Source organism: Streptomyces sp. PsTaAH-137 (genome assembly GCF_003259365.1).
In the GTDB taxonomy this organism is placed as follows: domain Bacteria; phylum Actinomycetota; class Actinomycetes; order Streptomycetales; family Streptomycetaceae; genus Streptomyces.
Window position 1 is genome coordinate 380,528 of record NZ_QLLY01000007.1, and the last position, 23,294, is coordinate 403,821.

Here is a 23,294-nt window from a genome sequence, read left to right on the forward strand (position 1 = left end):
GCATGCCCTCAATAGAGCACGTGTTCGATTTTCAGTGCAAGCGGACGCCCGGGGGCGCCCGTGCGACGGCCTAGCTCTCCGGCGCCAGAGTGCGCAGGACGTCGAATTCGTTGCCCTCGGGGTCGTTCATGACCACCCAGCTCCGGCCGGAGCCCTGACCCACATCGGCCTTGGTGGCACCGAGGCCGACCAGTCTGGCCACCTCGTCGTCGGTGCTGCGGTCGATCGGGCTGACGTCCAGGTGGAGCCGGTTCTTCACGGCCTTGTCCTCGGGCACCCGGATGAAGACCACGGTGGGAGGCATCTGCCGCGCCCGCACCTCCTCGACCGTCGGCTCCCACGAGCCGATCTCGACCTGGCCCTCCGTCCGGTCGATCACCTCGAAGTCCAGCACCGCGCACCAGAAGGCCGCGAGCCTCTCCGGGTCGTGGCAGTCGACGACGAGTTCCGTGAACCTGCTTGTCATGTCTCTCCTGGATATCGCGTACGGATCTTGCGCGGATCGCCACAAGCAAGCCCCAGCCGAACCACACGGCACAAGGGGTGGGCGGAACAAACGGCGTACGCTCCGGATCATGTCTGTCTACGAGAACATCCAGATCGCTTCGCTCCAGGGCGGCGACGCCGACCTCGCGCAGTACGAGGGTCAGGCCGTCCTGGTCGTCAACGTCGCTTCCAAGTGCGGCCTCACGCCGCAGTACACCGCGCTCGAAGAGCTCCAGAAGCAGTACGCGGGGCGGGGTTTCACCGTGCTGGGCGTCCCCTGCAACCAGTTCATGGGGCAGGAGCCCGGGAGCGCCGACGAGATCGCCGAGTTCTGCTCGGCCACGTACGGCGTCACGTTCCCCATGACGGAGAAGGTCGACGTCAACGGCGCCGACCGGCACCCGCTGTACGCGAACCTGGTGGAGACCGCGGACGCCGAGGGGCACAGCGGTGACATCCGCTGGAACTTCGAGAAGTTCCTCGTCGGCCGGTCCGGCGACGTCGTGGCCCGCTTCTCGCCGCAGACCGTCCCGGACGCGCCCGAGGTCGTCGCCGCCGTCGAGAAGGAACTCGACGCCGCCTGACCGCGCGCCCGCCATGGTCCCGTCACGGTCGTCGTGAACGGGACATGGCACGGGCACGGCACGATCCCGGCCCGCTCCAGGGAGGTGTCCGCCATGCGTGATCTCGACAGCCAAGTCCCGTACTGGGACGGGGTCGCCGCCTCGAAGACGTTCACTCATCCCCTTCATCCACCGTGGCTCAACGAGCTCGGCGGAACCGGTGATGAAAGCGGGCGCACCGCCGTGCTCGACTACGGATGCGGCTACGGGCGCACCCTGGGTGAGCTGGCCGGACACGGTTTCCGCGACCTCACGGGTGTGGACAGCTCGCCCGGGATGATCGAACGGGCCCGGCGCCTGCACCTCACGATGCGGTTCGCCGTCCTGGACGCGCCGCCGGAGCTGCCGTTTCAGGATGCCGCCTTCGACGCGGTCCTGCTGTTCGCCGTGCTGACCTGCGTTCCGGGGGACGATGCCCAGCGCCGGCTGGTCGGCGAGCTCCGCCGCGTCCTCAGGCCGGGCGGAGTCCTCTACGTCAGCGACCTGCTGTTCCAGGACGACGAACGCGATCGCGCCCGCTACGACCGCGACGCCGATCGCTACGGCCGCTACGGCGTGTTCGAGACCTCCGACGGGGCCGTCTGCCGACACCACTCGCGCGAGTGGCTCACCACCCTGCTCGGCGCCTTCGACGTCGTGGCCACCCGGGCCGTCCCCGTGGCCACGATGAACGGTCACCGGTCGACCGGCGTCCAGATCCTCGCCCGCGCGCCCGGGCTCAGCCGGCGGCCCCGCCGCCGTCGGGCCCGAAGAACGCCTTGAGCGCCCGGTGGACCTGGTCCGTCAGGTCCTCGTCACCGGCGGCCACGAGCGCGTACGTACGGCGCAGGAAGCGCCGCAGGGCCGAGCTGCCGAACTCGACGACCGCGAGGCCCCGCGGCGCGTGCAGCTCGACGGCGGTACGGGTCCGGCCGCTCGGCCAGACATGCACGTCACCGGCGCCCGAGGGCGCGCGCAGGCCCTCGTCGAGGAGCGAGCGGGCGAAGGCCCAGGTGACCTCGGTTCCGGTGAGGGTGACCTCGGCCGGGAACACCAGGCTGATCGCCAGCGGGTCGGCCGAGGCGTAGCGCAGGGCGACGGTGAGGCCGCGTTCCGGTGCGGTGTTCCCGGCGGCGACGAGCCGGGCGCGCGTCGGTTGTTCCAGCGTGACGGGGAGGGTGGTCGTCATGGCAGGCTCCCTTTCTGCTGCGCTGCGGCTTCCCGATGCCGGTTCGACGCGGCGGGCGGGAGACGCGTTACGGCGTTGGGCGAAAAGCCGATGTGACCTGCGCCACTCACCCCTCCATCATCCGACAAAAGTCGCCTGAGCGGATAAATCACCCTCCGCGGTCGACTCCTCGGCCCGAGAAGACCGATCACGCGCGCGCCATGCGCCGCCCCCCACCCCGTTGCACGATGGCTTCATGCTCTTCGCCCGGCTCGCTCAGGTGTCCCAGGACGTCGCCGCCACCTCGGCCCGCACGCGGAAGATCGCGCTGCTCGCCGAGCTGTTCCGGGACGCCTCGCCCGACGACGTCCCGATCGTCATCCCCTACCTGGCGGGACGCCTCCCGCAGGGACGGCTCGGGATCGGCTGGCGGGTGCTCGCCGACCCGGTCCCGCCCGCCGAGGAGCCGCGGCTCAGCGTGCAGGACGTGGACGCCGCACTGAGCACCGTCGGCGATGTCTCCGGCACCGGATCACAGGCGGAACGCAAGCGGCTGGTGGCCGAGTTGATGGGCGCGGCCACCGCGGACGAGCAGCGGTTCCTCGTCGGCCTGGTCACCGGCGAGGTGCGCCAGGGCGCGCTGGACGCGGTGGCGCTCGAAGGGCTCGCCCGGGCGACGGACGCGCCCTCGGCCGACGTGCGGCGGGCGGTGATGCTCGCGGGCGGGCTGCAACCGGTGGCACAGGCCCTGCTCGCGGAGGGGCCCGGCGCGCTCGACGCGTTCCGGCTGACCGTGGGCCGCCCGGTGCAGCCGATGCTGGCGCACAGCGCGGCGACGGTCGAGGCCGCGCTCGACAAGCTCGGGGCGTGCGTGGTCGAGGAGAAGCTCGACGGCATCCGGGTCCAGGTGCACCGGGACGGGGACGACGTGCACGTCTACACCCGCACGCTCGACGACATCACCGAGCGCCTGCCCGAAGTGACGGCCGCGGTGCGGGAGTTCGCGGGCCGGCGGTTGATCCTCGACGGTGAGGTCATCGCCCTCGACGCCACCGGCAGACCGCGCGCCTTCCAGGAGGTGGCCGGGCGGGTCGGCTCACGCGTCGACGTGGCCCGCGCCGCCGAGGCGCTCCCCCTCTCCCCCGTCTTCTTCGACGTGCTCTACGCGGAACCGGAGGCGGGAGCGGAGGCGGACGGGCCCGATCTGCTGGACCTGCCGTTCGGTGAGCGGCACGACCGCCTCGTCCGGCTGGTGCCGGAGCCGATGCGGGTGCGCCGGTACGTCGTCGAGGACGGTGCCGACGCGGGGCAGCGGGCCGCGGCCGGGCGGTTCTTCGCCGACACCCTCGCCCGCGGGCACGAAGGTGTCGTCGTCAAGGAGGTGGACGCGCCCTACAGCGCGGGCCGCCGGGGCGCGTCCTGGCTGAAGGTGAAGCCCGTGCACACCCTGGACCTGGTGGTGCTCGGCGCCGAGTGGGGGCACGGGCGGCGCACCGGCAAGCTCTCCAACCTGCATCTCGGGGCCCGGCGCGACGACGGCTCGTACGCGATGCTCGGCAAGACGTTCAAGGGGCTCACCGACAAGCTGTTGGCCTGGCAGACCGTGCGGCTGGGGGAACTGGCCGTCGAGGACGACGGGCACGTCGTCACCGTCCGTCCGGAGCTGGTCGTCGAAATCGCCTATGACGGGCTCCAGCGGTCGACGCGCTATCCGGCGGGCGTCACTCTGCGGTTCGCGCGTGTGGTGCGGTACCGCGACGACAAGACGGCCGAGCAGGCCGACACGGTCGACGCCGTCCTCGCCGCCCACCCGCACCTGCTCGACGCGGATGCGGGCACCGATACCTGACTTTTTCTTTGCCAAAAGATGAGCCGTATAAGGTGACTGCGACATTGAAAGATGCATTCGCCAATTAACGGGCGCCGGGCCGCGGCCCGAGCAGCCCTCACACGATGCACGCACGGACAAGGGGAGAGACGTGCCCGCTTCACGGCTCAGCAGGACACCACTGCCAGGGATCGGCCATCGCTACGACCTGACCACCCGCGAACAGCGCCGGCTTTCGGTCGTCGCGCACCGGGACGGGGGCCGGACGCTCAGCGCGTACCAGGCCGACGATCCCGACGCGTGCGCCCTGTCGATGAAGCTGACCTCGGGTGAGGCGGCGTATCTCATCGACGCGCTGATGCCCTCGCACCACAGCCCGAATCTGCTCCACACCACCGATCTGGGCCTGGTGGCCGAGCGGATCGAGATACCCGGGGCCTCCTACTGGAACGGCCGGCTGCTCGGCGAGACCGCGATGCGGACCGAGACCGGCGCCTCCATCGTGGCCGTGCTGCGCCGCGCCGAGGCGATACCGTCGCCGGCGCCGGACTTCCGGCTCGCGGGCGGGGACACCGTCATCGTGATCGGTACCCGTGAGGGCGTCGAGGCGGCGGCCGCGATCCTGGGGCGGGAGTGATCGGATGCATTCCGCTGTCTTCCTCATCGAGTTCGGTGCGATCATCCTGGCCCTCGGGCTGCTCGGGAGGCTGGCCGGACGGCTGAGCTTCTCGCCGATCCCGCTCTATCTGCTGGCCGGTCTCGCCTTCGGCGAGGGCGGGTTGCTGCCGCTCGGCGCGAGCGAGGAGTTCGTGGAGATCGGCTCCGAGATCGGGGTCATCCTGCTGCTCCTGATGCTCGGGCTCGAATACACGGCGAGCGACCTCGTCAACAACCTCAAGACGCAGTACCCGGCGGGGCTCGTCGACATGACGTTCAACGCCCTGCCCGGCGCGGCCGCCGCGCTGCTCATGGGCTGGGGCCCGGTCGCCGCCGTGGTGCTCGCGGGTGTCACCTGGATCTCGTCGAGCGGCGTCATCGCCAAGGTGCTCGGCGACCTCGGACGGCTCGGCAACCGTGAGACACCGGTCATCCTGAGCATCCTCGTCCTCGAGGACCTGGCGATGGCCGTGTATCTGCCCATCATCACCGCCCTGCTGGCCGGAGTCGGCTGGGCGGCCGGCGGGGTCACCCTCGCCATCGCGCTCGGCGCGGCGGGCGTGGTGCTGTTCTGCGCCGTCCGGTTCGGGCGGCAGATATCGCGGTTCGTGTCGAGCGACGACCCGGAGAAGCTGCTCCTGGTGGTGCTCGGCCTGACCATCCTCGTGGCCGGGCTCGCCCAGCAGTTGCAGGTGTCCGCCGCCGTGGGGGCCTTCCTCGTCGGCATCGCGCTCTCCGGTGAAGTGGCCGAGGGCGCACACCAGTTGCTGCTGCCGCTGCGCGACCTGTTCGCGGCCGTCTTCTTCGTCTTCTTCGGACTGCACACCGATCCGGCGAGCATTCCGCCGGTGCTGCTGCCCGCGCTGCTGCTGGCCGTGGTCACGGCGTGCACGAAGATCTTCACCGGGTACTGGGCCGCGCGGCGGGCCGGTATCTCGGTGAAGGGCCGGTGGCGGGCGGGCGGCGCGCTCGTGGCGCGCGGCGAGTTCTCCATCGTCATCGCCGGTCTCGCGGTGACCTCGGGCATCGAGCCCCGGCTCGGTCCGCTGGCGACCGCGTACGTCCTGATCCTCGTCATCGTCGGACCGCTCACCGCCCGGTACACGCAGCCGCTCGCCCAGCGGTTCTTCCGGGCGAGGACGCCCGAGCCCGTGACCGTGCCGGCGCCGCGGGCCGCCGAGGAGACCACCCAGGTCGACGAGCAGATCCGCTGACACGGGACCGCCCGCACGGACGGCGACCGGGGAGAGAACGGGCTCGTTCTCTCCCCGGTCGCCGTCCGTGAGCGCGGCGCTTAGCGTGGGTGGCGAGGTCGGGGGGTGTCCCTGGGTGTCTGGAGGCCACCAATGGATCGCACGCCCGAATCTGCCGGTGCCACCACCGAGGCCGGTACAGGAACACCATCGGCGGGCGGAGCTCAGGTTCCGTACGCAGGCGGCGGCAACCACGAGCACCGCTGGCTGATCCTCGGAGTCATCGGGCTCGCGCAGCTGATGGTCGTGCTGGACGCGACGATCGTGAACATCGCCCTGCCGTCGGCGCAGAAGGATCTCGGCTTCTCCGACGGCAACCGGCAGTGGATCGTCACCGCCTACGCGCTCGCGTTCGGCAGCCTGCTGCTGCTCGGCGGGCGCGTCGCCGACCTGGTGGGCCGCAAGGCCATCTTCCTGACCGGCCTCGTCGGGTTCGCCGCGGCCTCCGCGCTCGGCGGTGCCGCGACGAGCTTCGGGATGCTGGTGTTCGCGCGGGCGCTCCAGGGCCTGTTCGGCGCGCTGCTCGCGCCGGCCGCGCTGTCGCTGCTGACCACGACGTTCACGGACCCGAAGGAACGCGCGAAGGCGTTCGGCATCTACGGCGCCATCGCGGGCGCGGGCGGCGCCGTCGGCCTGCTGCTCGGCGGTGTCCTCACCGAGTACCTGGACTGGCGCTGGTGCCTGTACGTGAACCTGGTGTTCGCCGTCGTCGCGCTGCTCGGCGGGGCACGGCTGCTGCACGGCGGCCGGCCCGCGGACCGGCCCAAGCTGGACGTGCCCGGCACGATCCTGGTGTCGGTGGGTCTCTTCTGCATCGTGTACGGCTTCAGCAACGCGGAGACGCACGACTGGGGCGATGTCCTGACCTGGGGCTTCCTCGTGGTCGGCGTGGTGCTCCTGGCGGCGTTCGCCTGGTGGGAGACGCGGGCCACGCATCCGCTGCTGCCCCTGCGGGTGATCCTGGACCGGGACCGCGGCGCGTCCTATCTCGCGATGTTCATCTCGGGTGCGGGCATGTTCGGCGTGTTCCTGTTCCTGACGTACTACCTCCAGCAGATCCTGCAGTACTCGCCGGTGCTCACGGGTGTGGCGTTCCTGCCGATGGTGGCCTGCATGGTCGTCTCGTCGGTCATCGCCACCAACTACCTCGTCCCCCGGCTCGGCCCGAAGCCGATCGTGCCGCTGGGCATGGCGCTGGCCGCCGCCGGCATGGCCTGGCTGACGGCGCTCGACCTCGACAGCAGCTACGCGCCGCACGTGCTGCCGCCGCTGCTCGTGGCCGGTGTCGGTCTCGGTCTGATCTTCGCGACCGCCATGAACCTGGCCACGTCCGGGATCGCGGCGCACGACGCGGGCGTCGCCTCCGCGATGGTCAACACCAGCCAGCAGGTGGGCGGTTCGATCGGAACGGCGCTGCTCAACACGCTGGCCACGAGCGCCGCCACGAACTACCTGGTCGGCAAGCAGCCCACCCCGCAGGTGCAGGCGAAGGCCGCGATGGAGAGCTACTCGACCGCGTACACATGGTCCGCGATCTTCTTCGCGGTGGGCTTCGTGGTCACACTGGTGCTCTACCATCCCGGGCCGCCCCGGCAGATGTCCGGCGACGGCGGCGCCGTGCACATGTAGGGAGCCGTTCACCCGGCAGGTGAACGGTTCGGCTACTCCATTCACTGGGCATACCCCCTCTGCAAAGTCCGCCCGTCCCGGGTGCGCACCGGGCGGGCGGCGGTGCGGTGGCGGGGCTCGGTGTGGAGCGAGGGGGACGTCATGCGCGGTGTGCCGTACGAGGTGTACCAGGTGGACAGCGAACGGCTGGCGACGGCTTTCGTCGAAGTGGCCGACGCCTCGGTGCGCGGCGGCCCGCAGGCCCTCGCGACCCTGGTCACCTGCTGTGTCACCCTGCTGGAGGTGCAGTCGGCCGCGGCCGTGCTCAAGCCGCCCACCGGGCGGGTCGAGGTGGCGGCATCCGACAACCGCGGGTTGCGTCTGGAGCGGGCCGCGCTGTCCTGGGGCGAGGGCCCGGGTGCCGACTGCCGCGCCTCCGCGCAGCCGATCCGCGGAGTGCCGCTCGCGCATCCGTACGCGCGGGCCAACTGGCCGTCGTACACGGCGATGGCGCGCTCCCTGGGTTTCGCGTGCGTGGTCGCGGTGCCGCTGCGCACCGCGGAGCGGGCGGTCGGCTCGCTCAGCCTGCTGTCGGAGCGGACGGGACCGCCGGGACCCCTGCAACTGCGCCTCGGCCAGCATCTCGCCGACGCCACGGCACGCGGTGTGCAGCCGCACCTGCCGGCCTCCTGATCCCCCCCCTGCCCCTGTCCACCCCTACCCCGGGACTGATCGCATGGTCACCAGACGCAGCGCCGGAATCCTGCTCTTCCGCCGGACACCGGACGGGCCCGAAGTGCTGCTCGGGCACATGGGCGGCCCGTTCTGGGCACACCGCGACGCGGGCGCCTGGTCCGTCCCGAAGGGTGAGTACGGGGACGACGAGACGCCCTGGGACGCGGCGCGGCGCGAGTTCCAGGAGGAGCTGGGGCTCCCCGCGCCGGCCGGGGCGCCGCTGTCGCTCGGGGAGGTGGTCCAGTCCGGCGGCAAGCACGTGACCGTGTGGGCGGTGGAGGGCGATCTCGATCCGGCGGACGTGATGCCGGGCACCTTCACGATGGAGTGGCCGCGCGGCAGCGGCCGGACCGCCGAGTTCCCGGAGCTGGACCGTGCGGCGTGGTTCGGCCTCGATGCGGCGCGGGCCGTGATCGTGCAGGCGCAGGCGGCGTTCCTGGCCCGGCTCGCGGACCAGGTCTGACGGGCGGCGCGCCGGGTACTCGGGGCTGCCCCGCGTTGCGCGGCCCAGTGCGGCGCGGGAAGGTCGAAGGAACCGCGCTCAGGAGGTCGCCCCCATGCCCATCGCGACGGTCAACCCCGCCACGGGTGAGACGCTGCGAACGTACGACGCCCTCTCCGACGAGGCCGTCGAGGAGAAGCTCGCTCTGGCGTCCCGCACGTTCGACACGTACCGCACGAGTACGTTCTTCGACCGGGCCCGCCTGCTCCAGCAGGCCGCCGATCTGCTGGAGGCGGACGCCCCGGACATCGCCCGTGTCATGACGACGGAGATGGGCAAGCCGGTGGCCGCGGCCCGCGCCGAGGCGCTGAAGTGCGCGAAGACGATGCGCTGGTACGCGCAGAACGCGCAGGGGCTGCTGGCCGACGAGCATCCGTCCGACCAGGACGTGAAGGACTCCGGAGCCGCCCGCGCCCTGGTCCGCTACCGGCCGCTCGGCGTGGTGCTCGCGGTGATGCCGTGGAACTTCCCGCTGTGGCAGGTCGTCCGGTTCGCCGCGCCCGCCCTGATGGCCGGCAACGTGGGCCTGCTCAAGCACGCGTCGAACGTGCCGCAGACCGCCCTCTACCTGGAGGACCTGTTCCGGCGCGCCGGATTCCCCGAGGGCTGTTTCCAGACGCTGCTGATCGGGTCCGGCGCCGTCGAGGGCATCCTGCGCGACGAGCGGGTGGCCGCCGCGACGCTCACCGGCAGCGAGCCCGCGGGCCGCTCGGTCGCCGCGATCGCAGGCGACGAGGTGAAGAAGACGGTGCTGGAGCTCGGCGGTAGCGACCCGTACGTGGTCATGCCGTCGGCGGACGTCGCCAAGGCTGCGAAGACGGCGGTGACGGCGCGGGTGCAGAACAACGGGCAGTCGTGCATCGCCGCCAAGCGGTTCATCGTGCACGACGACGTCTTCGAGGAGTTCCGGGACGCGTTCGTGGCGGGGATGCGGGAGCTGAGCGTCGGTGACCCGCTGGACGAGGCGACGGACGTGGGGCCGCTCTCCAGCGAGCAGGGGCGCGAGGATCTGGAGGAGCTGGTCGACGACGCCGTGGAGAGCGGCGCGACCGTGCTGTGCGGCGGGCAGCGGCCCAAGGACTTCGCGGACCGCGGCTGGTTCTACGAGCCCACGGTGATCGCCGATGTGACACCCGAGATGCGCATCCACCGTGAGGAGACGTTCGGCCCGGTCGCGACGCTGTACCGGGTCGCCGATCTGGACGAGGCGATCCAGGTCGCCAACGACACGCCGTTCGGCCTGAGTTCGAACCTGTGGACCGGCGACGAGGCCGACATCGACCGGTTCGTCCAGGACAGCCAGGCGGGCGGGGTCTTCGTGAACGGCATGACGGCCTCGCACCCGGCACTGCCGTTCGGCGGCGCCAAGCGCTCCGGTTACGGCCGTGAACTGGCGGGCCACGGCATCAAGGAGTTCTGCAACATCACGACGGTGTGGGTCGGGGCCTGAGTGGTTCCGGTCGCACCACCCTCCAAACGATCAAAACGTTCAACTTGGTCGTGTCTCTTGAGCGTTTGAATCTCCGGGTGCTAGAAACCGCTTACTCCCAGCGGCCCCTCCAGCATCCCGGAGCTCTTCATGACGTCGCCGTCCCTGCCCTGGTCCCGTCGCTCCTTCCTCGCCACCTCGGCGGCCGTCGGGGCCGCGTTCACCGTCGGAACGCCCGGCCCGGCGGCCGCCGCCGCGGACGCGTCCTCAGCCGTGGACGACGAGTTCGCGGCTCTGCGGGCCAAGTGGCGGGCCCTGTATCTCGGCGAGGGCTTCAGCCCGACCGCCGAACCGTTCAAGTCGAAGCTCGCCGCCCTCGGCACGCAGGCGAAGGCCTGGCAGGACGCGATGGCACCGGCCACCGGATCGCTGTGGCCCGACGCCGCGTTCGGCGACCCGGATCCCGACACGGACACCGAGTCGTACGGCTACTCCGAGAAGATCCAGACGAGTTACGAGCGCGTCCGCTCGATGGCCGAGGCCTTCTGCCAGCCCGGCACGGGCCTCACCGGCGACGCGTCGCTCAGGACCGCCGTACTCGCGGCCGTCGACCACCTGGGCGCACAGGTCTACAACAAGACCCAGAAGCAGTACGGCAATTGGTACAACTTCCAGATCGGCGCGCCGCAGCGTCTGCTCGACATCTGCGTCCTCATGTACGAGCACCTGAGCGCGGCGCAGCTGACGGCGGCGATCGAGGCCGTCGACCATTTCGTCCCGGACTCGCTGGTGGCGTCGTACTCGGGGACCAGCACCGGCGCCAACCGCATCGACCTGTGCCGGGTCCTCGCGCTGCGCGGTGTCCTCGACGGCACGGCCGCGAAGATCGCGCTGGCCCGTGACGCCGTCTCGCCGGTGTTCCCGTACGTCACCTCGGGCGACGGCCTGTACGCCGACGGCTCGCTGATCCAGCACACGTACGTGCCGTACACCGGCTCCTACGGAGCGGTCCTGATCGACGGCCTCGGCAAGCTGTTCGCGCTGCTCGGCGGGTCGACGTGGGCGATCACCGACAGCAGGCGGCAGATCTTCCTGGACTCGGTGGAGGCCGCCTACGCTCCGTTCCTGCACGACGGTCTGGTGATGGACAACGTGGCCGGGCGCGCGATCAGCCGCGGTCTCGTCGCCACCGACACCCTGAAGGTCCAGCAGGACGACCACTCCCGGGGCCACGGGATCATCGCCTCGGTTCTGCTGCTCGGGCAGGGCGCGAGCGCCGAGGAGAACGCGCGCTGGCGGGCGCTCGCCAAGGGCTGGTTCACGCGGGACCGGTACAACGACGTGACGAGCGGCCGCACGCTGGGGGTCGCCGCGCTCTCCCGGGTCACGGCGCTGCTCGGCGACACGGGGGTGAAGGCGGCGGCCGAGCCGACCGGACACCGGATGTTCCCGTCGATGGCGCGGGCGACCCATCGCACGAACCGGTTCACGGCGTCGGTGTCCATGTCGTCGAAGGCGATCACGTTCTACGAGAACGGCAACGGCGAGAACATCCGCGGCTGGCACACCGGTTCGGGAATGCTGTACTGGTGGGCCGCCGGCGACAGCGCGGGCGGCGGGCAGTACAGCGACGGCTTCTGGCCGACCGTGGACCCGTACCGGCTGCCCGGCACGACGGTCTCGCGCAAGGCGCTCGCGGACGGCGAGGGCGGCACGTGGGGCGCGGCCCGGCCGGACACGACCTGGGTCGGCGGGACGACGGACGGGGCGTTCGCGGCGGTGGCCCAGGACACCCGCGGCCTGTCGTCGACGCTGCGCGCGAGGAAGGCGTGGTTCTTCCTCGACGACGCGGTGGTGTGTCTGGGCGCCGGGATCACGGGTACGGACGGCGCGGGCGTCGAGAGCGTGGTGGACACGCGCAACCTCGGGGCGTCGGGCACGGCCCGCCTGACGGTGGACGGCCGGACCCGGGCGACCGCCCTCGGCTCTAAGTCGACGGTCCAGGGCGCTCTTTGGGCACATCTGGACGGGCACGCCGGCTATGTCTTCCCCGGCGGTGCCGCGCTCACGGCGCTGCGCGAGGAGCGTACGGCGACGTGGAAGAGCATCAACGGCGGCGGCTCGGACGACCCGGTCACCCGCCGGTACGTCACCCTGCTCGCCGACCACGGCACGGACCCGGCCGGCGCCTCGTACGCGTACCTGCTGCTGCCGGGCGCGAGCGAGGCGCGCACCGCGGCGCGGGCGGCGGATCGCGGCTGGGCCGGCATCACCGCCAACTCCGCCGCGCAGCAGGGCGTCCGGGTGCCGTCGCTCGGCCTCACGTCGGCTGTCTTCTGGGAGCCGGGGACAGCGGGCCCGGTCACCGTCGACGCGCCGCTGATCGTGCAGATCAGGGAGCAGCGCGACGGCACGGCGACGGTGTGCGTCAGCGATCCGAACCGGGCGGTGAAGGCGGCCACGCTGGTGTGGCGGCGGCCGGTCGCGTCCGTGATCTCGAAGCCGGGCTCGGTGACCGGGGCGGCGGTGGGGCGGGAGTTGAAGCTGACGTTCGGTGATCTCGGCGGGACCGGAGGGCAGACCCAGAAGGTCACCGTGAAGCTGGCTTGAGCGACGCGCCGCACGACTCCCGGACCCGCAAGTCGGGCAGGATGTCGAGGTGTTGTCCCGGCTCGCGGGCGCCTGACGGCTCGGCGAGCCGGGACAGCAGCAGTTCGGCGGCGCGCCGGCCCACGGTCCGCTTGGCCGGGGCGACCGCGGTCAGCGGCAGATCGGCGAGGGCGGCCACCTCGTCGTCGTACGTGATGACGGCCAGGTCGCCGGGGACGCGGATGCCGTGGGCGCGCAGCCGGGGCACGAGGACGATCGCGTCGACGTCGCTGTGCAGGATCGCGGCGCTCACGCCGTGCTCCTCGACGGCCGTCCGCAGGTAGCCGAAGGTCCGCTCGAAACGCTCGGCCTCGCCGACGGGCTGCGGCGGGCGTGCCATCACGGGCGCCGCGTCCAGGCCCAGCGCCGCGACGGCCGCTTCGTGGCCGCGCCGCAGCTCGGCGGTGGTGGGCGAGTCCTGGGCGGCCAGCGCGATGCGGCGATGGCCGAGCGCAGCAAGATGGCGCACGGCCTCGGCGGCGCCGTGGGCGTGGTCGGAGCGGACCCGGTCGAGGGCGGCGGCGGGGTGGCCGTGCGGCGCGGTCCGCTCGACGAGGACGGTCGGCACGGGCCGCTCGGTGATCCGCAGTCCCTCCCCCGGGCCGGGGCTGCCGGTCTGCCAGCTGGGGGTGAGCAGCAGCCCGTGCGCGCCGGACGCCAGCAGCCGGTCGGCCTGGGCGCTGTCCTCGCCGGGCAGGTACTGCGACAGGGCGACGACGAGCCGGGCGCCGCGCGCCTCGACGGCCTCGCGGGCGCCGCGCACCACCTCCGCGTAGTAGTACTCGGTGGTCGGCACGACCATGCCGACGACGACTCCCTGGCCCAACACGCCTTCAGGGACAGGCGGTTCGGCACTCTCCTCTGTCCGGACGACGGACCCGTGCAGCCGCCGGAGCCTGCCCTGAGCGGCGAGGGTCTCCACGTCGCGGCGGAGCGTCACCGGCGAGACGCCGAGTTCGCGCGCGAGGTCGGCGACGCGCAACGTGCCGTGTTCCTGGACCAGTCGGAGGACCATCGCGTGCCGTCGGTCGACGTGCTGCCGCATGACGTGGGCCTCCCCGTGGCACGGACCGGCGCGGGCGGCGCCGGGGTCGGCGTCATCGTATCGATCACCTTCGTCCAGGGAACGGGCGCGTCACGGACCACGCGTTCACCCGTGCCCACCTCCCCCATTCACCCTGCCGTCACCGGGCGTTCGGCGCCGGGGTCGACCGTGTGCGCAGATCACCCCGATCGCGCAGTTGTCCGCCATTCCGTGTTCCCGCGCCTCAGGAGGCACCATGTCCCCGCTCGTCCCCGGTTCACGCAGCGCCGCCCGTGGCATGCGCCGCACCGTCGCCGCGGGTGTGCCGCTCGCCGCGCTGGCCGCGCTCGCCGTCGCCGGGACCGCGACGGGTGCCACGGCCGGTTCCGGCAAGCCGTCCGGCAGGGCGGCCGAGGTCACCGGCAGCGCCACGCTCGGCGATCTGCCGCTCGGCGGGTTCAGCAACAGGCTGCTGCCGGGCACCGTGGCCGACGACCGCGGGGTCGACCTCGGCGGCATCGGCTCCGACATCTACCCGACGGGCCGCAAGGGCGAGTTCTGGACCGTCACGGACCGCGGCCCCAACGGGCAGATCAAGGTCGACGGCAGCAAGCGCCGCACGTTCCCCGTGCCCGGCTTCGACCCGGCGATCGTGAAGATCCGCGTCACCGGCGACCGGGTGAAGGTGGTCGACGCGATCCCGATCACGACCCGGTCCGGCAAGGCCGTCACCGGCCTGTCGAACCAGGAGAGCCGCGACGAGAAGCCGTACACGTACGACGCGCGGACCCCGCTCTCGTACGACCCGAACGGTCTGGACACCGAGGGCATCGTGCGGGCCGCGGACGGCAGCTTCTGGCTGGTCGACGAGTACGGGCCCTCGCTCGTGCACGTGTCGGCGCGCGGCAAGGTGCTCACCCGCTACGTGCCGAAGGGCCTGAACCTGAAGGGCGCCGACTACCCGGTCGTCGAGGCGCTGCCGTCGGTGCTCCTGAACCGGAAGATCAACCGTGGTTTCGAGGGCCTGGCGCTGCTCCCGAACGGCGATCTGGTGATGGCGTTGCAGAGCCCGCTGTCGCTGCCGGACGGGGATGCCGGGGAAGCCTCACGGAATACCCGCCTGTTCCGTTTCTCCCCGAAGAAGCAGGCGGTGACGGCCGAGTACGCGTACCGGTTCGACGCGGTGGGCGATGTCGACCCGGGTGAGGACGACACCTCCGAGCTGAAGATCTCCTCCGTCGTGGCGCTCGGCGGCGACCGGCTGCTCGTCGAGGAGCGCACCGACAAGGCGGCCCGCCTCCAGGAGGTGCGGCTCACGCGCGGCGCCGACATTCTGGGCGACCGGTGGGACGACGCGACGACGTCGCCGTCCCTGGAACAGCTCGACGACCCGGCGGCATCCGGTGTGCCGGTGCTGGGGAAGCGGCTCGTGGTCGACCTGAACACCGTCGACGGGGTGCAGGACAAGATCGAGGGTGTGGCGGTCGTCGGACACGGCACGCTGGCCCTGATCAACGACAACGACTTCGGGATGACCGACGGCACGGGGGCGTTCGACGCGAACGGGCGGCTCGTGGACAGCGGGATCGAGACCCGGGTGACGTACGTGAAGCTGCCCAAGGGCGCGCTCTAGTCGAATCCCGTACGGTCCGGATCCCCGGGCCGGGCAGGGGACCAGGCTCTCCAGGTCGCTCGGCAGCAGTCCGCTCGGCCTGCCGACCCCGGGGCATGGGCGGCATGCCCATGCCCCGGGGTCGGCGTCCCGACGGGAGGTCAGCCGCGCGCGGCCAGCAGGTGGTCCATCGCCAGCTGGTCGAGCCGCTCGAACGCCATGCCCCGCTCGGCGGCCCCGGTCACGTCGAACTCCTCGAACGCGCTCGTGTCGGCGAGCAGCGCCGCCAGGCCGTCGGCCGCGGTGGGCTGCGCGAGTTCGTCCAGGCGTGAGGCCCGCAGCGCCTCCTGCACCTCGGGGTCCGCGCGGAAGGCGGCGGCGCGGTCCTTGAGGATCAGGTAGTTGCGCATGCAGCCCGCGGCGGAGGCCCACACCCCGTCGAAGTCCTCGGTGCGCGGCGGCTTGAAGTCGAAGTGGCGCGGGCCCTCGTAGCCGGCCGTCTCCAGCAGGTCGACCAGCCAGAACGCGGCGCGCAGGTCCCCGGCGCCGAAGCGCAGGTCCTGGTCGTACTTGATGCCGGACTGGCCGTTGAGGTCGATGTGGAACAGCTTGCCCGCCCACAGTGCCTGCGCGATGCCGTGCGGGAAGTTCAGGCCCGCCATCTGCTCGTGGCCGACCTCCGGGTTCACGCCGTACATCTCGGGCCGCTCCAGCCGCTCGATGAACGCCAGCGCGTGCCCGACGGTCGGGAGGAGGATGTCGCCGCGCGGCTCGTTCGGCTTGGGCTCGATGGCGAACTTCAGGTCGTAGCCCTGCTCGACGACGTACTCCCCGAGGAGGTCGAAGGCCTCCTTCATCCGGTCGAGGGCGTCACGGACGTCCTTCGCGCCGCCCGACTCGGCGCCCTCACGGCCACCCCAGGCGACATACGTCCGCGCGCCCAGCTCGGCCGCGAGGTCGATGTTCCGGATCGTCTTGCGCAGCGCGTAGCGGCGCACGTCACGGTCGTTGGCGGTGAACCCGCCGTCCTTGAAGACGGGGTGCGTGAACAGGTTCGTGGTCGCCATCGGCACGACGATGCCGGTGGCGTCGAGCGCCTGCCGGAACCGCTTGATGTGCGACTCGCGCTCGGTCTCGGAGGCACCGAACGGAATCAGGTCGTCGTCGTGGAACGTGACGCCGTACGCGCCGAGTTCGGCCAGACGCTGCACCGACTCCACCGGGTCGAGCGCGGGCCGGGTGGCGTCGCCGAACGGGTCACGGCCCTGCCAGCCGACCGTCCACAGTCCGAAGCTGAACCTGTCGTCGGGAGTGGGCTGGTACGTCATCTCGCGGCTCCCTCGCCGTTGCCCGGTGCGCGGCAACACGTGCCGCGCAGCCATTTCGTCATGGCGCTTTACAAATTAGTATGCGGGCACGCCGCTGGGAAGGGTCACCACGGGTACGAGTTCGTTCGAGCTGTTCGCGCGAGCCGTTCGTTCAAGTCAGGAGAGCCGCATGTCCGCTGCCGACGGTCCCCTCGTCGTAGGGATCGACAGTTCAACGCAGTCCACCAAGGCACTGGTCGTCGACGTCGCCACGGGCGCCGTGGTGGCGAGCGGGCAGGCGCCGCACACGGTGACGACGGGCGCGGGCCGCGAGAGCGACCCCGAGGAGTGGTACGGGGCCCTGCGCGAGGCTCTCGCCCAGTGCGGGGACGCGGCCCGGCGGGCGTCCGCGGTCTCCGTCGGCGGGCAGCAGCACGGCCTGGTGACGCTGGACGCGCAGGGGCGTCCGGTGCGTCCGGCGCTGCTGTGGAACGACGTGCGCTCGGCGCCGCAGGCCCGACGGCTCGTGGACGAGCTCGGCGGGCCGAAGGTGTGGGCCGAGCGCTTCGGCAGCGTTCCGGCCGCCTCCTTCACGGTCTCCAAGTGGGCGTGGCTCGCCGAGCACGAGCCGGAGGCCGTGCGGGCGACGGCGGCGGTGCGGCTGCCCCACGACTATCTGACCGGGCGCCTGACCGGCACCGGCACGACGGACCGCGGTGACGCGTCCGGTACGGGATGGTGGGCGACGTCGGCCGAGGCGTACGACGACGACGTACTGGCCCGGGTGGGGCTCGATCCCGCTCTGCTGCCGCGCGTGGTGGGACCGGGCGAGGTGGCGGGGACGGTGCGCGACAGCGACGGTGAACTGCCCTTCTCCAAGGGCACGTTGGTGGCCGCGGGGACCGGGGACAACGCCGCTGCCGCGCTCGGCCTCGGGCTGCGGCCGGGCACTCCGGTGCTCAGCCTCGGCACCTCGGGGACGGTGTACGCCGTGTCGCGGCACCGGCCCGCGGACCCGTCGGGGACGGTCGCCGGGTTCGCGGACGCGCGCGGCGACTGGCTTCCGCTGGCCTGCACCCTGAACTGCACCCTCGCCGTGGACCGGATCGCGGCGCTCCTCGGCCTCGACCGGGAGGCGGTGGAGCGGGGCGGCACGGCGACCGTGCTGCCCTACCTCGACGGTGAGCGGACCCCCGACCTGCCGGACGCCTCCGGCCTGCTGACCGGGCTGCGGCACGACACCACGGGCGGGCAACTGCTCCAAGCGGCGTACGACGGGGCCGTGCACGCGCTGCTCGAAGCGCTGGACCGGGTGCTCGAAGGCGATGCCGAGGGCGCCGACCCCGCCGCTCCGCTGCTGCTCATCGGGGGTGGGGCGCGCGGCAGGGCCTGGCAGGAGACGGTACGGCGGCTGTCCGGGCGGGGCGTCCAGGTGCCCGAGGCCCGCGAACTGGTGGCGCTCGGCGCGGCGGCCCAGGCGGCCGGTCTCCTCACCGGCGAGGATCCGGCCGCGGTGGCCCGGCGCTGGGACACCGCGCGCGGCCCGGTCCTTGACCCGGTGGCCCGGGACGAGGAGACGATGCAGCGGATCTCGGCGGTCCTGGCCGACGCGGCGCCGCTGCTCGGACGGCGGTGAGCGGCCGGGGCGCGGACGGCGCCGGGCCGGGCCCGCGCCGCCGGGGCGGTCCTGCGACGATGTGCGCATGACCGCACCACTGCACCGATCGCGCCCGGGGACGCCGGACACCCAGCAGGCCATGCGCCGCCGCAACCTGTCCCGGGTGCTGCACACGGTGGCCGCCGAGGGCCCGTTGTCGCGGGCTGCGGTGGCGCAGCACATCGGGCTGACCAGGGCCGCGGTCTCCACCCTCGTCGACGAGCTGACCCGGGCCGGGCTCCTGGAGGAACTGGGCCCGCAGCGGCCCGGCGGCGTGGGTCGCCCCGGTACCGCGCTCGCCGTCAGCGGCCGGGGTCCGGCCGGTCTCGGGGCCGAGGTGGGCGTGGACCATCTCGCGGTCTGCGCCGTCGATCTGCGCGGTGCGGTACGCGCGCGTGCCGAGCGCCGGGTCGACAACCGGGGGCGCGCCCCGAAGCCGGTCCTGGCCGAACTCGCCGAACTGGTGCGGCTGGTGACCGAGGAGGCGCAGGCTGCCGGGCTGCGTCCCGCGGGGCTCGCGGTGGCGGTGCCCGGCCTGGTGGGGCGCGACACCCGTACGGTCGTACGCGCCCCCAACCTCGACTGGCACGACACCGATGTCGCCACCCTGCTGCCGGTGGACGTGCCGCTGACCGTCGACAACGAGGCGAACTTCGGCGCCCTGGCCGAACTGTGGCTCGCCGACGGCGCCCCGGCCGACTTTCTGCACGTGTCGGCCGAGATCGGCATCGGCGCCGCGCTCGTCGTCGACGGACGACTGCTGCGCGGGACGCGGGGGTTCGCGGGCGAGCTGGGCCATGTGCCGGTCCGGCCCGAGGGCCCGGCCTGCCCGTGCGGCGGGCGGGGCTGCCTGGAGCAGTACGCGGGCGAAGGGGCGGTGCTGCGCGCCGCGGGCATCGCGCCGGGCCCCGACCGGGTCTCGCTGCTGGCCGAGCGGGCCGCGGACGGCGACACCGCCACCCGCAAGGCGCTGCGCGGCGCGGGCACCGCTCTCGGGATCGCGCTGACCGGCGCCGTGAACCTGCTCGATCCGCGCGCCGTGGTGCTCGGCGGCGCCCTGTCCCGGCTCGCGCCCTGGCTTCTGCCGCCGCTGGAGAAGGAGTTGACCCGCCGGCGGGCGGCCCCGGCGGACGGCGTACTGGTGTCAGGACTGGGGCCGGACGGGCCGTTGCTGGGGGCGGCGCACTCGGTGATGCGCGGGGTGCTGGACGATCCGGTGGGGGCTGTGGGCTAGGGCCGGCAGCGCGCTTCTGAGGGCGCGCCGGGCTCCCTCCGGGAAGGCTGGGACGGTGTCGTCCAGCACGGTCGACTGCCAGAGGTCGGTACCTCTGACGCGTCTCTGACATGCGGTTATACACATCGCAAGGGTTGTCCACAGATCCGTCGTGCCCTCTTCCGCCCCAACCCGAGGGCCCCGTACCGTACTTCGCGTGAGGCGTCGTGCTCCCGCTCCTCCGGCGGTCGTACGCGGGTCCGGTCGTCGGTGTCCGGCTCCCCCTCCAGCCACCGGCCGCCCACCCCACGCAGAGCGGAGCACTCCCCCATGAGCGACCCCCGTGTGCTGACGGTCCGGCCCGAACCCGGCGAGTACGCCTGGACGTTCGGCGGCGTGCCGCCCGTCGCGCGCATCGCCCCCGGGACGGTGCTCGATCTGTACACGGAGGACTGTTACGGCGGCCGGGTGCGCTCGGAGAAGGACCTCGTGTCGGAGGTCTGCACATCCGGGTACCTCAATCCGCAGACGGGCCCCTTCCACATCGAGGGCGCCGAGCCGGGCGACACCGTCGCCGTGCACTTCGTCTCCGTGGAGCCCGCCCGGGACTGGGCGGCGTCCACGACGGTGCCGCTGTTCGGCGCGCTGACCTCGACGCCCACCACGGCGACCCTGCAACCGCCGCTCCCGGAGCGGGTCTGGATCTGGCAGCTCGACCACGACAGGCGAACCGCCCGGTTCGCGGCGCGTGACGGCGACTTCGCGGTGGACCTGCCGATGGACCCGATGCACGGCACGGTCGGCGTGGCGCCGGCCGGTCTCGAAGTGCGCTCGGCGCTGGTGCCGGACGCGCACGGCGGCAACATGGACACCCCCGAGATGAGAGCGGGCGTCACCTGCTATCTGGGAGTGAACGTGGAGGGCGCGCTGCTGAGCCTCGGCGACGGCCACGCCCGCCAGGGCGAGGGCGAGACGTGCGGGGTCGCCGTCGAATGCGCGATGCGCACCGTCGTGATCGTCGAGCTGCTGAAGGGCGTGGCGACCCCGTGGCCGCGCATCGAGTCGGACACCCACATCGTCTCTACGGGTTCGGCCCGTCCTCTCGAGGACGCGTTCCGGATATCCCAGCTCGACCTGGTGCGGTGGCTCGTACGGGACTACGGCTTCAGCGAGTTGGACGCGTACCAGTTCGCGTCGCAGACGGTCGAGTCACCGCTGGCGAACGTCTGCGACACCAATTACACGTGCGTCGCCAAGCTCCGCAAGGAGTGGCTGCCGGCGCGCGAGACGCACCGCGGGATCCACGCGCGGCTGCGTGAGATCGCGGCGACACTGCCGCGACCGGAGCCCTTCCGGAGCACGTAGCACTACCGGTTCACCACTGCCGGTTCACTCCCCCACCGTCCGCGCCAGTCGAAAAGGCAGGATCGTCATGGACCGAGCAAGACACCCGTTCTCCGGCGGCACCACCCGCCGCCGTCTCCTTCAGGCCGGGGCGCTCGCCGCCGTCCCCGGTTCCCTCCTGGCCGTGGGGCGTGCCGACGCCTCGGCCGCCGCGGTCGACTACCCGGCGGCCCAGTCGGTCCCCGCCAGCACCTCCAACTACACGGCGTCCAGCCGGCCCTCCTCGTATCCGATCGACTACGTGATCATCCACGTCACGCAGGAGACCTGGGCCGACGCCCTCGCCATCTTCAAGAACTCCGCCAAGCAGGTCTCCGCGCACTATGTCGTCCGGTCGGCCGACGGACACATCGCACAGTGCGTGCGCGAGAAGAACATCGCCTGGCATGCGGGGAACTGGGACTACAACACGCGCAGCATCGGCATCGAGCACGAGGGCTGGGTGGACCAGCCGGAGTACTTCACGGACGCGCTGTACGAGCAGTCGGCGGCGCTCACCGCGTCGATCTGCGCGCGCTACGGCATTCCGGCCGACCGCGAGCACATCATCGGGCACGTCGAGGTGCCGGGCGCCACGCACACCGATCCGGGTCCGTACTGGGACTGGACGCGCTACATCCGGCTGGTCAACTCGGCCTGAGCGGAGCGCCGTTCGCGCCCGGCCGACGGTGACCCGGCCGGGCGTGGCGGATCTTCACGCACGTGTGCGGCATGTGCCACCTCACGCGATCGGCGCCGTTCTCCTTGTCGCCCTCCCTCCCCGGAGCGACGATGTCCCCACTGTCGTCACTGTCGTCAGTCGTCAGGAATGTCTCGGGGAGGCAGCGTTGACCGATCCATGGGTCGCCCTGGAGCCGGGCGCCGACGCGTCCGAGCGGGTGCGGGCGCTGCGCCGTGCTCATGACCGGTTCACCGCGGCGGGCACCGTCGTGCGCCCGGTACGGCCGGTGGTCGCCGCGTCCTGGCGCCGTTCGGCGGGCGCGCACGTCAGCCCGGACGACTCGGCGGCGGTCGAGCTGACCGACGGCGAGCTGGGCGCGTATCGCGCGCAGCATCCGCTGGCCCGGGTGATGCCGCTGTTCCGGGAGCTGATGGGGACGTTCGCGACGGACGGCGAGCACCTGCTGGCGGTGTGCGACGCGCAGGGCAGACTGCTGTGGGTCGAGGGCCACACCGATGCGCGGCGGCGGGCCGGCCGGATGAACTTCGTACCGGGCGCCCGCTGGTCGGAGTCGGCGATGGGGACGAACGCGCCGGGCACGGCGGTCGCCGTGGACCGCGCGGTGCAGGTCTTCGCCACCGAGCACTTCATCCGCGAGGTGCAGCCGTGGACGTGCGCGGCGGCGCCCGTGCACGATCCGCGCACCGGCCGGCTGCTCGGCGCGGTCGACATCACGGGCGGCGACGGCCTCGCGCATCCGCACAGTCTGGCGTTCGTGCAGGCGGTGGCGCGGGCCGCCGAGTCCCAGCTCGCCCTGCTGATCCCGCCGTCCGCCACCGACCGGGCACTGCGGCTGACCGTCCTGGGACGCGACGAGGCGCTGCTGCTCACCCCGACCGGCCACAAGCTCCGCCTCAGCCGCCGGCACAGCGAACTGCTCGTCCTGCTGGCCCGCCACCCGGAGGGTCTGACCGGTGACGAACTGCTCTGCCATCTCTACGAGGACGAGACGGTGACGCCGGTGACGCTGCGGGCGGAACTGGCACGGCTGCGCCGGGTCCTGGGCCCCGGCCTCCTCACCTCGCGCCCCTACCGCCTCACGGCCCCGGTCGAGTCGGACCTGGAGACGGTGGAGCGGCGGCTCGCCTCGGGCGCGGTCACGGCGGCGGCCTCCGCCTACTCCGGTCCGCTGCTGCCCGCGTCGCAGGCCCCGGCGGTGGCTCGTATACGGCGCAGGCTCGCCGGCGGGCTGCGCGCGGCCCTCATCGCCCGCGGCGACCCCGATCTGCTCGCCGACTGGGCGCACGCCCCGTGGGGCGAGGACGACCTCGGCGTCTGGCAGGCTCTCGCGGCGGCGCGGCCGACGCCGCCGGTCCTGGCCCGGCTCGCGGCGCTCGACGAGGAGCAGGGCGCGCCGGGTCCGTACGCAACGTAGCTGCAACGTACGGGTTCCTAGCCTCCTGAGCGCAAGCTGCCCAACGGCGGGCAGCCGAGACAGG

The 23,294-nt window shown here is 72.5% G+C and carries 20 protein-coding genes; 16 read left to right on the forward strand and 4 right to left on the reverse strand.

Going from position 1 to position 23,294, the window contains the following annotated elements; all coding sequences use genetic code 11:
* Positions 1-70: 70 nt before the first annotated feature.
* Positions 71-466 carry a VOC family protein gene (locus K377_RS18745; RefSeq protein WP_111664530.1) on the reverse strand — a complete coding sequence of 132 codons (396 nt, stop codon included), beginning with the start codon at positions 464-466 and terminating at the stop codon, positions 71-73.
* 109 nt (positions 467-575) lie between these two features.
* Here K377_RS18745 and K377_RS18750 point away from each other — a divergent pair, with 109 nt between their 5' ends.
* Positions 576-1,070, forward strand: a complete 495-nt coding sequence (locus tag K377_RS18750) for a glutathione peroxidase (protein ID WP_111664531.1) — start codon at positions 576-578, stop codon at positions 1,068-1,070.
* Between the two features lie 93 nt (positions 1,071-1,163).
* Positions 1,164-1,871 (forward strand): class I SAM-dependent methyltransferase, encoded by a 708-nt coding sequence (locus tag K377_RS18755; protein ID WP_111664532.1) that lies wholly within the window; start codon positions 1,164-1,166, stop codon positions 1,869-1,871.
* Here K377_RS18755 and K377_RS18760 read toward each other — a convergent pair.
* Positions 1,828-2,277 (reverse strand): SsgA family sporulation/cell division regulator, encoded by a 450-nt coding sequence (locus K377_RS18760; protein WP_111664533.1) that lies wholly within the window; start codon positions 2,275-2,277, stop codon positions 1,828-1,830. The two genes, K377_RS18755 and K377_RS18760, sit on opposite strands and share 44 nt — an antisense overlap.
* Before the next feature lie 235 nt (positions 2,278-2,512).
* Between K377_RS18760 and K377_RS18765 the strand changes: the two genes are divergently transcribed.
* The 8 genes from K377_RS18765 to K377_RS18800 all read left to right on the forward strand — a co-directional run bounded on the left by K377_RS18765 (position 2,513) and on the right by K377_RS18800 (position 12,878).
* Positions 2,513-4,105, forward strand: a complete 1,593-nt coding sequence (locus K377_RS18765; protein ID WP_111664534.1) for an ATP-dependent DNA ligase — start codon at positions 2,513-2,515, stop codon at positions 4,103-4,105.
* A gap of 130 nt (positions 4,106-4,235) precedes the next feature.
* Positions 4,236-4,721, forward strand: a complete 486-nt coding sequence (locus K377_RS18770) for a cation:proton antiporter regulatory subunit (protein WP_111664535.1) — start codon at positions 4,236-4,238, stop codon at positions 4,719-4,721.
* Positions 4,722-4,725: 4 nt separating this feature from the next.
* On the forward strand, positions 4,726-5,955 hold the full coding sequence (locus tag K377_RS18775; protein WP_111664536.1) for a cation:proton antiporter: 1,230 nt from the start codon (positions 4,726-4,728) through the stop codon (positions 5,953-5,955).
* Positions 5,956-6,087: 132 nt separating this feature from the next.
* Entirely contained in the window at positions 6,088-7,623 is a 1,536-nt protein-coding gene (locus K377_RS18780; protein WP_111664537.1) for an MFS transporter, read from the forward strand.
* 141 nt (positions 7,624-7,764) lie between these two features.
* Entirely contained in the window at positions 7,765-8,295 is a 531-nt protein-coding gene (locus tag K377_RS18785) for a GAF domain-containing protein (protein WP_111664538.1), read from the forward strand.
* Between the two features lie 43 nt (positions 8,296-8,338).
* Positions 8,339-8,800: an NUDIX domain-containing protein gene (locus K377_RS18790; protein WP_111664539.1), complete on the forward strand. Its 462-nt coding sequence runs from the start codon at positions 8,339-8,341 to the stop codon at positions 8,798-8,800.
* 94 nt (positions 8,801-8,894) lie between these two features.
* Positions 8,895-10,289 (forward strand): NADP-dependent succinic semialdehyde dehydrogenase, encoded by a 1,395-nt coding sequence (locus K377_RS18795; RefSeq protein WP_111664540.1) that lies wholly within the window; start codon positions 8,895-8,897, stop codon positions 10,287-10,289.
* A 129-nt stretch (positions 10,290-10,418) separates the two neighbouring features.
* Positions 10,419-12,878 (forward strand): polysaccharide lyase 8 family protein, encoded by a 2,460-nt coding sequence (locus K377_RS18800; protein WP_111664541.1) that lies wholly within the window; start codon positions 10,419-10,421, stop codon positions 12,876-12,878.
* On the opposite strand, the gene K377_RS18805 is transcribed toward K377_RS18800, so the two are convergent.
* A complete protein-coding gene (locus K377_RS18805) occupies positions 12,859-13,962 on the reverse strand; it encodes a substrate-binding domain-containing protein (protein ID WP_111664542.1) in 1,104 nt (367 codons plus the stop codon). The two genes, K377_RS18800 and K377_RS18805, sit on opposite strands and share 20 nt — an antisense overlap.
* Before the next feature lie 235 nt (positions 13,963-14,197).
* Between K377_RS18805 and K377_RS18810 the strand changes: the two genes are divergently transcribed.
* Positions 14,198-15,574, forward strand: a complete 1,377-nt coding sequence (locus K377_RS18810) for an esterase-like activity of phytase family protein (RefSeq protein ID WP_111664543.1) — start codon at positions 14,198-14,200, stop codon at positions 15,572-15,574.
* Positions 15,575-15,714: 140 nt separating this feature from the next.
* Here K377_RS18810 and xylA read toward each other — a convergent pair whose 3' ends face one another.
* Positions 15,715-16,881 (reverse strand): xylose isomerase, encoded by a 1,167-nt coding sequence (gene xylA, locus K377_RS18815; protein ID WP_111664544.1) that lies wholly within the window; start codon positions 16,879-16,881, stop codon positions 15,715-15,717.
* Positions 16,882-17,050: 169 nt separating this feature from the next.
* Here xylA and xylB point away from each other — a divergent pair, with 169 nt between their 5' ends.
* From xylB to K377_RS18840, 5 genes are all read left to right on the forward strand, one after another.
* Positions 17,051-18,496, forward strand: a complete 1,446-nt coding sequence (gene xylB / locus K377_RS18820) for a xylulokinase (protein ID WP_111664545.1) — start codon at positions 17,051-17,053, stop codon at positions 18,494-18,496.
* A gap of 67 nt (positions 18,497-18,563) precedes the next feature.
* Positions 18,564-19,751 carry an ROK family transcriptional regulator gene (locus K377_RS18825; protein ID WP_111664546.1) on the forward strand — a complete coding sequence of 396 codons (1,188 nt, stop codon included), beginning with the start codon at positions 18,564-18,566 and terminating at the stop codon, positions 19,749-19,751.
* Positions 19,752-20,060: 309 nt separating this feature from the next.
* Positions 20,061-21,095, forward strand: coding sequence for an acetamidase/formamidase family protein (locus K377_RS18830; RefSeq protein WP_111664547.1), 1,035 nt, complete (start codon positions 20,061-20,063; stop codon positions 21,093-21,095).
* A gap of 67 nt (positions 21,096-21,162) precedes the next feature.
* Positions 21,163-21,774: an N-acetylmuramoyl-L-alanine amidase gene (locus K377_RS18835; protein ID WP_111664548.1), complete on the forward strand. Its 612-nt coding sequence runs from the start codon at positions 21,163-21,165 to the stop codon at positions 21,772-21,774.
* A 187-nt stretch (positions 21,775-21,961) separates the two neighbouring features.
* On the forward strand, positions 21,962-23,230 hold the full coding sequence (locus K377_RS18840) for a GAF domain-containing protein (RefSeq protein WP_111664549.1): 1,269 nt from the start codon (positions 21,962-21,964) through the stop codon (positions 23,228-23,230).
* The last annotated feature ends 64 nt before the right edge of the window (positions 23,231-23,294 follow it).

Bases quoted from the DNA above. Each gene is read 5' to 3' on its own strand.
- xylB (WP_111664545.1), top strand. From the start codon at position 17,051: ATGTCCGCTGCCGACGGTCCCCTCGTCGTAGGGATCGACAGTTCAACG.
- K377_RS18790 (WP_111664539.1), top strand. From the start codon at position 8,339: ATGGTCACCAGACGCAGCGCCGGAATCCTGCTCTTCCGCCGGACACCG.
- K377_RS18810 (WP_111664543.1), top strand. From the start codon at position 14,198: ATGTCCCCGCTCGTCCCCGGTTCACGCAGCGCCGCCCGTGGCATGCGC.
- K377_RS18750 (WP_111664531.1), top strand. From the start codon at position 576: ATGTCTGTCTACGAGAACATCCAGATCGCTTCGCTCCAGGGCGGCGAC.
- K377_RS18780 (WP_111664537.1), top strand. From the start codon at position 6,088: ATGGATCGCACGCCCGAATCTGCCGGTGCCACCACCGAGGCCGGTACA.
- K377_RS18835 (WP_111664548.1), top strand. From the start codon at position 21,163: ATGGACCGAGCAAGACACCCGTTCTCCGGCGGCACCACCCGCCGCCGT.
- K377_RS18805 (WP_111664542.1), bottom strand. From the start codon at position 13,962: ATGCGGCAGCACGTCGACCGACGGCACGCGATGGTCCTCCGACTGGTC.
- K377_RS18800 (WP_111664541.1), top strand. From the start codon at position 10,419: ATGACGTCGCCGTCCCTGCCCTGGTCCCGTCGCTCCTTCCTCGCCACC.
- K377_RS18825 (WP_111664546.1), top strand. From the start codon at position 18,564: ATGACCGCACCACTGCACCGATCGCGCCCGGGGACGCCGGACACCCAG.
- K377_RS18830 (WP_111664547.1), top strand. From the start codon at position 20,061: ATGAGCGACCCCCGTGTGCTGACGGTCCGGCCCGAACCCGGCGAGTAC.
- K377_RS18755 (WP_111664532.1), top strand. From the start codon at position 1,164: ATGCGTGATCTCGACAGCCAAGTCCCGTACTGGGACGGGGTCGCCGCC.
- K377_RS18785 (WP_111664538.1), top strand. From the start codon at position 7,765: ATGCGCGGTGTGCCGTACGAGGTGTACCAGGTGGACAGCGAACGGCTG.
- K377_RS18795 (WP_111664540.1), top strand. From the start codon at position 8,895: ATGCCCATCGCGACGGTCAACCCCGCCACGGGTGAGACGCTGCGAACG.
- xylA (WP_111664544.1), bottom strand. From the start codon at position 16,881: ATGACGTACCAGCCCACTCCCGACGACAGGTTCAGCTTCGGACTGTGG.
- K377_RS18760 (WP_111664533.1), bottom strand. From the start codon at position 2,277: ATGACGACCACCCTCCCCGTCACGCTGGAACAACCGACGCGCGCCCGG.
- K377_RS18775 (WP_111664536.1), top strand. From the start codon at position 4,726: ATGCATTCCGCTGTCTTCCTCATCGAGTTCGGTGCGATCATCCTGGCC.
- K377_RS18765 (WP_111664534.1), top strand. From the start codon at position 2,513: ATGCTCTTCGCCCGGCTCGCTCAGGTGTCCCAGGACGTCGCCGCCACC.
- K377_RS18745 (WP_111664530.1), bottom strand. From the start codon at position 466: ATGACAAGCAGGTTCACGGAACTCGTCGTCGACTGCCACGACCCGGAG.